Origin of the sequence: Fibrella aestuarina BUZ 2 (genome assembly GCF_000331105.1) — a bacterium.
GTDB lineage: Bacteria > Bacteroidota > Bacteroidia > Cytophagales > Spirosomataceae > Fibrella > Fibrella aestuarina.
Window position 1 is genome coordinate 592,982 of sequence record NC_020054.1, and the last position, 12,019, is coordinate 605,000.

Here is a 12,019-nt window from a genome sequence, read left to right on the forward strand (position 1 = left end):
GTTGACTGACCAATTACCTATGAATGACGAACTTACAACTTCCTGGGAATTACTGCTCAATCAATTGGAAGCCGTTGTTGGCAAACGGCCAACCGATCTGAATGGCGTGCTTTTTTTGATTGGTTTGCAGGAATTGGGCCGAGGCCCGAAACGCTTTTCCAAGGAGCAAAAACAGGATTTATTACACGTGGCTGTTTGCACCGTCTTGAGTCAGTCGGGCTATTATAAACCGACTGGTGTGGACAAAGATGGATGGCCCCAATTTGAGCTATTAAAGCCGCTACCTACTGGCGACATTCTTGCTCAGGAAGATTTATTGAAAGCTAACGCGCTTCGCTATTTCAACTCACAGTTTGCCTAACAAACTATGGCTACTTCATCTTTTGCTGCGATTATGCAGCAGATCGACGAATATAAACGTCGGTACTTTCAGAATAAGCTGATCAAAGGCTCCCTGCTTTTCGTCGGCTTACTGCTGGCAACGTACCTGCTTATTAACACCCTGGAATACTACGGGCGCTTCAGTACGCCCGTTCGCGCTACGCTGTTTTTTGGCTTCGTAGGCCTTTTTCTGGCTGGTGCTTACGGCTATATCATTCAGCCGCTGTTGGGCTTGTATGGGCTACGTAAACCAATCTCCGACGAAGTAGCGGCCCAACAGATCGGGCAGTTTTTTCCCGAGATTGGCGACAAGCTGCTGAACACACTTCAGCTACGGCAGTTGACCAATGATCAAAGCGATCTGCTGCGGGCCAGTATCGAGCAGCGATCGAGTCAGCTGTTGATTACCCGGTTTTCGTCGGCTATTCAGCTCAACAAGAATCAGCGCTTCTTAAAGTTTGCGTTGGCCCCCGCTCTGATCATCGGTGGCATCTTATTGGTGTACCCAGCCTTCTTTACAAAGAGTTCGACGCGGTTGGTTCAGTATAACCGCGAGTTTGTTGAAGAGGCACCTTTTCAGTTTGTGCTCGACTCAAAACGGCTTCAGGCATTTCGGAACGAAGATTTTACATTAAAGCTTCATTTGGAAGGCGACGCTATCCCGCAGACGGTTTATCTGCTCTTAAATGACACGCGCTTCAAGCTCGACAACGTTGGTAAGAACACATATGCCTACACGTTCGACAACGTACAGCGTGATCTTGACTTCAAACTGGAAGCCGCTGGATTCAGCTCACCCAGCTACGAACTCGAACTGCTTGACCGGCCGTCGGTCTTGTCGTTTGACGTTTTCTTAACGTACCCAGCCTATCTGGGCAAACCCGCTGAACAACTGTCGAACGTTGGCAATCTGTTGGTGCCGGAAGGCACGTCGATCCGTTGGAAGTTCCTGGCCGATCATGCCGACTCGTTGGCGGTACGTTTCGTACCAGGTAACACGGTGCGCGCTCAGGAAACGGAGACTAATGCGTTCGGGCTTACGCACCGTGCCACTCAGTCAGGTACGTATTCGCTGAACCTGATGAACAGCCACGCCCGTAATGGGGGAGACCTGACCTATGCGATTCAAGTTATCCCGGATCGGTATCCACAGATCAGTTTGCAGAAAACGCAGGATTCCGTTGCCTACAATTTTATTGGGCTTTACGGCCTTATTACCGACGACTATGGCTTCTCGAATTTGAAATTAGTCGCTACGGTTACGCGGGCAGGTTCACCCGCGAAGCAGACGTTTACACGGCCTATCTCGATCAATACAGGCACCACGTCGCAGAATTACGTTTACAACTGGGCATTAGATAGCCTGAAGCTTCAGCCTAGCGACAAGATTGATTACTACGTGCAGGTGGCCGATAATGACGGCGTACATGGTCCTAAAACGACCCGTTCGGCCGTTATGACCTTCGCCGTGCCTTCAGTCGATCAGTTGCAAAAACAGGTTGATCAGTCTGCCGAAAAAACAGAGCAACAGATGCAGGAGGCGCTCAACACAGCTCAACAGATCAAGAAAGAATTGAACGAGTTGGAAGAGCGGCTTCGCACGAAGAAATCGTCTGATTTTCAGGACAAAAAGCAGCTACAGGATATTCTTCAGAAACGTGAGGAGTTGATGCAAGAGATTGAAAAGCTACAGCAGCAATTCCAGAAAACGCAGGATACGCAGCAACGCATGAATCCACAGCAACAGGAAAGCCTGAAGCAGAAGATGGAACAGTTGCAGAAGTTGCTGGAAAACATGGTTGACCCTGAATCGAAAAAGCTATACGAAGAGCTTAAGCAGATGATGGAGAAAAAGCAGGACGAGCGCGCTTCGGAGTTAATGAACAAATTGAATCGGAAGGAACGCAACCTCGAAAAAGAGCTTGACCGTGCCCTCAAGATGTTCAAGCAGATGCAACAGAATCAGAAGTTTGAGAACGCGATCAAACAACTTGAACAGCAGGCCGATAAGCAGGATAAACTGGCTGAGCAAAACGCGAAGGAGGAAGCAAAGAAAGATCCGGCCGACTTGGAGAAGCAGAAGCAAGAGCAACAGAAGGCAGAGGAGGACTTTAAAAAGCTGATGGAACAGCTCGAGAAAATGCAGCAGGAAGCCGAGAAAGAGAAACTTCAGGCTCCCGATAAGCAGGAAAATGAGCAGTCAGAAATCCAGAAGCAGATGGAGCAATCGAAGCAGGAGCTGGATAAAAAGGATCAAAAGAACGCGTCAAAATCACAGCAGAAAACGTCGAAATCGATGCGCAATATGGCCAAGTCGATGTCGGAGTCGATGGAAGGCATGGACATGAAGAGCATGTCGGAGAACCTGGATGACCTGCGCAATTTGCTCGACAACCTGATCTCACTTTCCTTTTCGCAAGAGCGGCTGATGCGTGATTTCCGGAGCATGAGCCTGCAAGATCCGCGGGTGCTCAAGCTGTCGCAGGAACAGGTCCGTTTGCAGGATAACGCCAAAGTCATTGAAGACAGCTTGAACTCATTGGCTAAACGCGAGCCGCAAATTCAGTCTTTTGTGACGCGCGAACTCACCAATATGCGCTATTACATGGATGAGAGTTCACGTTTCCTGAAGGAGCGTAAGTTGAGTTATGCCTCTGCCCGTCAGCAATCGGCTATGACGTCGATTAACAACTTGTCCTTGATGTTGAATGATGCCTTCAAGCAAATGCAGGATCAGATGAACGCTATGTCAATGCCGGGCTCTGGTAAAAGCAAGGGGAAAAGCAAAGGTAGTCAGCCAATGCCGGGCATCGGTGAGCAGCAACAACAGCTGAATGAACGCATGCAGCAGCTATCACAAAGTGGCAAATCGGGGCGTGCTTTGTCTGAGGAATTATCTCAATTGGCCGCTGAGCAAAGTGCATTGCGTGATATGTTGAAGCAGTTGCAGGAAAAGGCGAAAGGAACCGAAGCAGGCAAATCGCAGGCTCAGCAAGTCGAAGATTTGCAGAAGAAAATGGAGGAGACCGAAACTGATTTGGTTAATAAGCGGCTAAACCCATCGGTCATCAACCGGCAAAAAGATGTCCTGACCCGCCTGCTTGAATCGGAGAAAGCGTTGCGCCAACAAGAAGAGGATCCAAAACGTCAGGCAGAAGCGGCTAAACAACAGAAAGTTAGTCAGCCTTCGTTTGTGTTGCCCGACTCACAGAATCGTTCTCGTCAAGTTGAAGCATTGCGAACTGTTTCACCAGCTTATAACTTATTCTATAAGCGTGAGTCGAACCGTTATTTGCAAAAGCTCACCAAGTGAGTTTTGTGAAAAGTTTCCACGTGAAACATTTTTAGATTTTCCACAATGTTCAATACGTACGATGTCATCGTAGTAGGAGCAGGGCATGCCGGTTGTGAAGCTGCTCATGCCGCGGGAACCATGGGTTCTTCGGTGCTTCTGATTACCATGAACATGCAAACCATCGCACAGATGTCGTGTAACCCCGCTATGGGTGGAGTTGCCAAAGGACAAATCGTGCGAGAGATTGATGCCCTCGGCGGACAGTCAGGTATTATCAGCGACAAAACGATGATTCAGTTTCGCATGCTGAATCGGTCAAAAGGGCCTGCCATGTGGAGCCCGCGTTGTCAAAGCGACCGGATGCTGTTTGCGCAGGAATGGCGCGATACGCTCGAACGAAACCCGAACGTCGATTTTTGGCAGGATACGGTCAACGAAATTCTCGTTAAAGATGGCCGCGTGACTGGCGTGAAAACGGCAATGGGTGTCGAGATTATGGCCAAAACAGTTGTGCTCACCAACGGTACATTTCTGAACGGACGCATGTTCATCGGCGAAAAAACGTTTGGTGGCGGCCGTACAGGCGAACGGTCAGCAACTGGTTTAACGGAGCAGTTAGTTCAACTAGGCTTCGAATCAGGCCGGATGAAAACCGGAACGCCCCCTCGAATTGACGGCCGAAGCCTCGATTATAGCCGTATGGAAGAACAGCCGGGCGACGAAATTCCCGGCAAATTTTCTTACACGGATACTGTACCACTGACCAAACAACGGTCGTGTTGGATCACCTATACCGAACAAGGTGTACATGACGTACTGAAAGAAGGCTTCGAACAATCGCCCATGTTTACCGGGCGAATCAAGGGTTTAGGGCCGCGTTATTGCCCATCAATCGAAGACAAAATCAATCGCTTTGCAGACAAAGATCGCCATCAGATCTTCGTGGAACCCGAAGGCTGGAACACGGTCGAGGTTTATGTAAACGGGTTTTCGACCTCATTGCCGGAGGTGATACAGTACAGGGCGTTAACGAAAATCGCCGGATTTGAGAATGCAAAAATGTTCCGACCGGGCTATGCAGTCGAGTATGATTTCTTCCCACCGACTCAACTCAAGCCCACACTCGAAACACATATCGTTGCGAATCTCTTCTTTGCCGGGCAGATTAACGGAACAACGGGCTACGAAGAAGCGGCTTGCCAAGGCTTGATGGCTGGCATCAATGCACATCAAAATGCGCATGAAGAAAAGCCCTTCACAGTAGGCCGGTCAGAAGGGTACATCGGGGTGTTGATCGACGATCTGATTACAAAAGGGACCGAAGAGCCATACCGCATGTTCACATCGCGCGCTGAATTCCGCACCCTGCTGCGGCAAGACAATGCCGACCTGCGACTGACGGAAAAAGGTTACAGTATCGGCTTAGCCAGTGAAGACCGGGTGGAACGTACCCGGGCTAAACAGGCAGCAGTTGAGTCGCTAAGACAAGAACTGCGCGACATCAAACTTCGGCCCGACGAAGTCAACGGCTGGCTGGAAAGTAAAAACTCGTCGGCTCTTCGCGAAAAGGCACCGCTTTACAATCTGGTTAAGCGCCCAGAACTCGACACCGACGACATCGCGGAATTGATTGAGATGGCCTACGAAAAAACAGATGGAGCCGCAGCGGTCTTGCTTTCACGCGACGTTTTGGAACAAACGGTCATCGAAGTGAAGTACGACGATTATCTGGCCAGAGAACGTGAGAACGCGGCCAAGCTCAGTCGCTGGGAAAACCTGGACATACCAGGTACGTTCGACTTTGACAAAGTGAAAGCCTTGTCTTTTGAAGGGCGTGAAAAACTAAAAAAGCTTCGACCCAACACCATCGGTCAGGCTACCCGGATTAGTGGCGTCAGCCCATCCGACATTTCCATTTTGTTAGTTTACATGGGTCGTTGATTGTGGAAGAACTCACCACGTGCCCCGTCTGTGGAGGCGGGGCATTTACACCATACATTACTTGCCAGGATCATCTGGTCAGCCAGCAACCCTTCCAGATTCAGCGCTGCGAGCAGTGCCAGTTGCTCTTCACTAACCCGCGTCCTACACCCGACACTATCGGCTCGTATTACAAATCGGACGCTTACATTTCACACGACGATACCCGCCAAGGGCTGATGGACACCGTGTACCGAATGGTGCGTTCCTACACCTTGCAGGAGAAAGAAAAGCTGATTCGTCGGCTTGCCGGTAGGGTAGGGGCTATGCTTGATTATGGCTGCGGCACGGGTGCCTTCCTAGCACAATGCCAGGAAAAAGGCTGGACAATCACCGGTTACGAACCCGACCCGGATGCTCGCCGTCTCGCTGAGCAACGTACCCAAACGACCGTCTTAAAAGACCTTAATGACATACAGGCCGTTGCAAGCCTCGACGTTATTACGTTGTGGCACGTGCTGGAACACGTGCCTGATCTTCACAGTACACTTGCCCGTTTGGCATCATCGCTACGGTCAGGAGGTGCTTTGGTGATCGCAGTGCCTAATCCAGAATCGGTTGATGCGAAGCAATACGAGACAAATTGGGCTGCCTACGACGTACCCAGACACCTGTACCATTTCACGCCAAAAGTCCTGAAAGCGTTGCTCGGGAAGCACGGTCTTACACTGGAACAACAATTACCCATGCGTTTCGATGCCTACTACATAGCCATGTTGAGCACGCAGCATCGAGACGGGAAAACCAATTATCTTGAAAGCCTGCAACAAGGCTGGCGATCCAATGCGTCGGCTAGTCGCACCGGCAATTACTCAAGCCTGACTTATGTATTCAGAAAACCCTAATCTCAATCATCCTGCTGCTCAATATCGAACGCCCTCTTTGTGGGGCGTTTTCTTGTTACTCTTCATCGCCGTGATGGCCAGCCGCTGTGCGCAGGTAGCCCAACCACCAGGGGGTAAGAAAGACACACTGGCCCCTAAACTGATTGCCAGCATTCCAAAAATGCGAGCTACCAATGTAAAGCCGAAGCAGGTCGAGTTGTATTTTGATGAATACATCAATGCCGAAAATTTTAGCCAGAAAACAATCATCACCCCTGGGAGCGGCATTACGTTCGACAGCCGGATTAAGCCTACCGGCGTGGTACTGATCTTTAATGAACCACTGAAAGACAGTACTACCTACACCATCAGCTTCACGGATGGGATCAAGGATGCGAGCGAACGCAATCCAGCGACTAATCTGAAGTTGGTCTTCAGCACCGGGCCTCAACTAGATTCGCTCAACATTAGTGGACGCGTGACAAACATCCTCAGCGGCACCACAGTGGAAGATGCCTTGGTGGGTCTGTACGCACCCAATGATACGCTCGATGCCCAACGCACAAAGCCCATTTACTACAGCAAAACTGACACATCAGGGTTGTTTTCCATCGAAAATATCAAAGCGGGGGAGTACGATATTCTGGCGTTCACCGATCGAAATTCCAACTTCGTTTTCAATCCGGACAAAGAGGAGATCGGCTTCTATAGCCAGCGAATCAGCCTGACGAAAAACGTGAATGACGTCGCACTGACGCTTTTTCCACAGAACACATCGCCAGTGCGCATTAGTCGAAGTGAGTCCCGATCGGACGCCTATACCATCAATCTAAACAAAGGTATCGCCAGCTATTCTGCTCGTTTTCGCAATTCAGCTGATAGTCTACCGTCGTTCCTGCAAAGCCCAACCCAGGTCAAATTTTTCCGTACCAAGCAGACCACTGATACGCTCTCTATTCAACTTGCGGTGGAGGATTCGCTGGGGCAACGCTATTCGTTACGGCACACCATCAATTTTCGGCAAAAAAGCAAACGCGAAAAACCGGAGGATTTCGTCGTAAAAGTGTCACCGCCAAATAGCGATGCGGTTGAGCCCAACTTTGAGTGGACCGTCTCGTTCAGCAAGCCGGTAAAAACGATTCGGAATGAACAAGTGCAGTTTTCGATCGACAGTCTTAGCACCGCCAATTTGGCTAGCTATACATCGGTACTTGGCCTGAGCGATACCGAACTCAAGACGCAGGTAACGACCAAAGCCAAAAAATTCATTCGAATCAAATGGCAAAAAGACGCCTTCGAAAGTGTGCTAGGCGATACGGTCGCTGTGAATACAATAACGTACCCAATTGTTAACCCAGAGAATTTCGGTATCCTTCGCGGACGCGTTACCACCAAAGAGCCCAACTTCTTTGTAGAACTGGTGGATGAGCGACAAACGGTAATACGTACACTACGAAACACGGCCACTTATGAGTTCAAGAACCTAAAACCGGCCAAGTACCGGCTTCGGCTCATTATCGACCGAAACAACAATGGGAAATGGGATACCGGGCGGTACGATCAGCGTCTACAGCCCGAACCCATCTACTACTATCCCGGCGGCCTGATCAACGTGAAGCAAAACTTTGAATTGGAGGAGATCAACCTGAGCGATCAATAGCCTTTTTAAGCTGTATCGGAAAAGGTCAATAAAAACTCGATTATTAGCCGATTTTGGGTGGAAAAGTAGGTGGAAAAGTAGCGCCTATACGTGGATAACGCTCAAGCTTCATCACCCGAAATGTGAATTACCAGCGCGTTCTTCACATTGGGGCCTTATCCACATCAGGCTGTGTTTAAAATTGGCGCTTCATCAACCGTTCCTGAACAGGTTATCAGCGATGTGAATTGTGGAGAGGTGCTATCCACATATACACCCTGCCAAAATGTGGATATGGTTGATAACTTTATAAAGCCTTGATAGAAACAGGAAAAGACGGTGAATATCTGTTAGATAGGTGTGGAAAACTCAAGCAGGTTGTTCACAGTTGGCATAGAATTTAGTGGATAAAAACCTTGTTCACATATGCACAAGGCTAATACCTACAATAACGTTTTTAAAGAAACTTATTTATAAAATGAAAAATAGGGTGTGTGGAAAGGTGTTGTTGCTTGTCTTGCTGCTGGCTGGCCCCTGGCTGCACGCACAAACCGAACAAGGGTTGGCCGATGAGTACTTTCGAAATGGGGAGTATGAGAAGGCCGCCGCCGAATACGGAAAGCATATTCAGAAAAACGAAGAACAGGGCGGTCCCTCGTGGCCAACGGTGGTCAAGTACATCACCAGCCTGGACCGGGCCAAGAAACGCGACGAGTCAGACCGGCAATTGAAAAAATGGTTGAAGGCTACGGGTAACCTCAAAACCTATGCGTTGGTGCTTACGGGTAGTCAGGCGCAGGAAAAGGGCGATTCCGTAGCGGCCAACAAAAACTTTTCAACGGCTTTTGAAGCGGTTAAGACCAACCCATTGCAAATTACCCGGCTTGGCGAACTGATGACCGACGTTGGCGCGACCAACTGGGCCATCCAATCGTTTGAGCAGGCGCAAAAGGTCGTGGGTGACCCACTGTTGCGGGCAGAAGAGTTAGCGGCGCTCTATCGCGCTAAAAACGACATAAAACGGTGGGTAGAGACCCTGCTGCCGCTCGCCCAACGTCCCGACAAGCGCGAGGCCGTTCAGATCGCTTATCAGGGCGTGATCAACACCCGTGATGAGCCTATCCTTGAGCAGGTGCTTTATGACCGGGTGCAAAAGGAGCCGGAGTCGATCCCGACAAACGACATGCTGACCTGGTACTTTCTACAAAAGCAAAAGTTCAGCCGGGCACTTATGCAGGAGAAAGCCGTCGACAAACGGTTGAAGCTTTCCGGCGCCAAGGTATTTGAGTTGACCAATCTGGCGTTGACCAACCGGGAATACAAAACAGCTATCGACGGCTGCGAGTACATCATCGCCAACTACAGCAACGGCACATTCTACCCCTACGCCCGCCGGATGATCATCAACGCCCGGGAAGAGCAGGTGAAGGCAACGTACCCGATCGATAAAAGTGAGATTCGGAAGTTGATCGGCGATTACCAGCGGATGTTGAATGAGGTGGGCATGACGCCCAAAACGCTGGAGGCGCTCCGTAGCTCAGCCAATTTGTACGCTAACTACCTCGACGAGAAGGACTCAGCCGTGGCTATTCTGGATAAAGCCATCCTGATGGGGAAAACTGATCCGCTATTTGTGGATAAGTGCAAACTTGACAAGGGCGACATTTATCTCCTGAAGAATGAGCCCTGGGAATCAACACTGCTGTATTCGCAAGTGGAAAAGTCGCAGAAGGATGACTTACTGGGTTACGAAGCGAAACTGCGTAACGCCAAACTGCACTACTACAAAGGCGATTTCACGCTGGCTAAATCGGTGCTGGACGTGCTAAAACTGGCCACATCCCGCGAAATCGCCAACGATGCCGAGCAACTGAGCATGCTGATTCTTGACAATACCGGGCTCGATAGCACTGAGAACGCTATGCGCGATTATGCTGCCATTGACCTGCTCTTGTTCCAGAACAAGCTCGACGAAGCCAATACGCAGATCAGCGCCATGCTAAAGAAGTACGACAAGCATACGCTGGCTGATGAATTGCTCTGGTTGCAGTCAAAGATTCTGGTGAAAGAAAACCGGCTCGACGATGCTATTGCCAATCTGCAACAGATCGTCAAATTGTACCCGCTCGATATTCTGGGTGACGATGCGCTGTACGAGGCCGCCAGACTGACCGACGAACGCAAGAAAGACGCGGTAGAGTCGCTGAAACTGTATCAACAGTTCCTGACAACGTACCCAGGCAGTATCTACGCGGCTGATGCCCGTAAACGCATCCGTCAGTTACGCGGCGATGCGGTAAACTGATCAGGTAAGACAAATGATAAAAGCCCCTGATTAAAGCTGTGTAGGCTTCAATTAGGGGCTTTCGTATGAACGAACGTTTATGCCGTTTGGAGAAGTGATTCTTTAAACGCCTCGAACGTACCTGGAATGGCAATCGCTTGTTTGGTGCGATTGGCCAGTATAGCAAGCCGCTCAGGTACGTCGACAGCTTGTCCCAAAATCTCGTCAACCGCCGGGCTAAATTTGGCTGGATGAGCAGTTGCCAACGCAATTCCACAGTTATCCACAGCAAAATGTTGATAACTTTCAAGGCCCAATAAACCAACAGCCGTATGGGGACAAGCAACGTAGTTATACACATCGCGAAGCCTTTTTATCTCATCAATAGTCTGATCGTCAGTGAAATAGTAGCCTTTTATGCGATCGGTAATTGAAGCATAATCATCCCCCAGCAACCGTTTTAGCCGGCTGAAATTGCTTGGGTTACCTACATCCATCGCGTTGGAGAGCGTAGCCAGTGAAGCCATTGGTTCGTACGTACCTGACGACAGATAATCAGGCACAACTTTGTTCAAATTGGTCGCTGCCACAAAGGCCTCAACGGGTAGTCCCATTCGCCAGCCGAGAACCCCGGCGCTAAGGTTACCGAAGTTGCCCGAAGGCGTGGAGAAAACAACCGGCTTGTGGTTAGGTGCCAGTTGAGCCAAGGCGCGGAAATAATAGAAGCTTTGCGGAATAAGCCGGAAGATGTTAATTGAATTAGCCGACGACAAGGCAAAAGTCTGGTTCAGTTCTTGATCCAGAAATGCCGTCTTGACCAACGCCTGACAATCGTCGAACGAACCATCGACCTCAAAGGCCTGCACATTGCCGCCCAACGTCGTCAGCTGCTTTTCCTGCAACAAGCTGACCCGTCCTTTCGGATAGAGAATGGAAACCCGCACGCCAGGTACGTTGTGGAAACCCATCGCGACAGCTCCGCCCGTATCACCAGAGGTCGCCACCAGGATATGAACCTCCTTATCATACGACGCCGAAAAGATCGACATCAAGCCAGCCATAAAACGAGCGCCCACATCTTTGAAAGCCAGCGAAGGACCGTGAAAGAGTTCAAGCACGTATTTCCGGCCCGCTTCCAGCTCAACGAGGGGCGTGTCGAACGGGAAGGCCTGCTCGACTAATTGGGCTACTTGTGCGTCGGTCAGATCGCCGGTTAGCCAGAGCTTGGTCAGGTCGTAGGCAATGTCAGCAAACGATTTACCGGGCAGCGAATTCAGATAGCCAGCCGGTAACGCCGGAATTGCCGAGGGCATGTATAATCCACGATCCTGGGGCATACTGTTAAACAATGCCTCCTGAACCGAAACAACATTTGTTGCGTCATTAGTACTGTAGAAAGTCATAGCGTAATCGGGCAAAAGAGCACGCAAGTTACGTGCAAACAGTCGGTTACAGCATACCATGACTTCGTAAGCAACGTACCCGGGTAAGGGCTGGCTCTGGAAAGCGCCAACTTGTCGACTTACCTTTGTAGCAGACAATCATACCTTCATGACAAACTCGATCACGGGCGTTCCAATGCCCCAGAATGAACCGGTTAAAGAGTACCGGGCTGG

8 protein-coding genes (1 of these 8 only partly in view) are annotated in these 12,019 nt (G+C 50.0%); 7 read left to right on the forward strand and 1 reads right to left on the reverse strand.

Going from position 1 to position 12,019, the window contains the following annotated elements; all coding sequences use genetic code 11:
• The first annotated feature begins 19 nt into the window (after window positions 1-19).
• From FAES_RS02285 to FAES_RS02310, 6 genes are all read left to right on the forward strand, one after another.
• Window positions 20-361, forward strand: coding sequence for a hypothetical protein (locus FAES_RS02285; RefSeq protein ID WP_041257398.1), 342 nt, complete (start codon window positions 20-22; stop codon window positions 359-361).
• Window positions 362-367: 6 nt separating this feature from the next.
• The gene (locus tag FAES_RS02290) at window positions 368-3,694 is read left to right on the forward strand and encodes a DUF4175 family protein (RefSeq protein ID WP_015329577.1); all 3,327 of its coding nucleotides are present in this window, start codon (window positions 368-370) and stop codon (window positions 3,692-3,694) included.
• Between the two features lie 45 nt (window positions 3,695-3,739).
• Window positions 3,740-5,617 carry a tRNA uridine-5-carboxymethylaminomethyl(34) synthesis enzyme MnmG gene (mnmG, locus tag FAES_RS02295; protein WP_015329578.1) on the forward strand — a complete coding sequence of 626 codons (1,878 nt, stop codon included), beginning with the start codon at window positions 3,740-3,742 and terminating at the stop codon, window positions 5,615-5,617.
• A 2-nt stretch (window positions 5,618-5,619) separates the two neighbouring features.
• Window positions 5,620-6,501, forward strand: coding sequence for a class I SAM-dependent methyltransferase (locus tag FAES_RS02300; RefSeq protein ID WP_015329579.1), 882 nt, complete (start codon window positions 5,620-5,622; stop codon window positions 6,499-6,501).
• Window positions 6,482-8,140, forward strand: coding sequence for an Ig-like domain-containing domain (locus FAES_RS02305; protein ID WP_015329580.1), 1,659 nt, complete (start codon window positions 6,482-6,484; stop codon window positions 8,138-8,140). The genes FAES_RS02300 and FAES_RS02305 overlap by 20 nt, the downstream gene beginning before the upstream one ends.
• A 457-nt stretch (window positions 8,141-8,597) precedes the next feature.
• On the forward strand, window positions 8,598-10,424 hold the full coding sequence (locus FAES_RS02310; protein ID WP_015329581.1) for a tetratricopeptide repeat protein: 1,827 nt from the start codon (window positions 8,598-8,600) through the stop codon (window positions 10,422-10,424).
• Between the two features lie 77 nt (window positions 10,425-10,501).
• Here the strand turns inward: FAES_RS02310 and thrC are convergent, their stop codons facing one another.
• On the reverse strand, window positions 10,502-11,866 hold the full coding sequence (gene thrC / locus FAES_RS02315) for a threonine synthase (protein WP_015329582.1): 1,365 nt from the start codon (window positions 11,864-11,866) through the stop codon (window positions 10,502-10,504).
• Window positions 11,867-11,954: 88 nt separating this feature from the next.
• Between thrC and pruA the strand changes: the two genes are divergently transcribed.
• Window positions 11,955-12,019 carry the beginning of an L-glutamate gamma-semialdehyde dehydrogenase gene (gene pruA / locus FAES_RS02320; RefSeq protein WP_015329583.1) on the forward strand. It continues 1,564 nt past the right edge of the window, so only the first 65 of its 1,629 coding nucleotides appear in the window; its start codon is at window positions 11,955-11,957; its stop codon lies off the right edge, out of view.

Bases quoted from the DNA above. Each gene is read 5' to 3' on its own strand.
- FAES_RS02285 (WP_041257398.1), top strand. From the start codon at position 20: ATGAATGACGAACTTACAACTTCCTGGGAATTACTGCTCAATCAATTG.
- FAES_RS02290 (WP_015329577.1), top strand. From the start codon at position 368: ATGGCTACTTCATCTTTTGCTGCGATTATGCAGCAGATCGACGAATAT.
- mnmG (WP_015329578.1), top strand. From the start codon at position 3,740: ATGTTCAATACGTACGATGTCATCGTAGTAGGAGCAGGGCATGCCGGT.
- FAES_RS02305 (WP_015329580.1), top strand. From the start codon at position 6,482: ATGTATTCAGAAAACCCTAATCTCAATCATCCTGCTGCTCAATATCGA.
- FAES_RS02310 (WP_015329581.1), top strand. From the start codon at position 8,598: ATGAAAAATAGGGTGTGTGGAAAGGTGTTGTTGCTTGTCTTGCTGCTG.
- thrC (WP_015329582.1), bottom strand. From the start codon at position 11,866: ATGGTATGCTGTAACCGACTGTTTGCACGTAACTTGCGTGCTCTTTTG.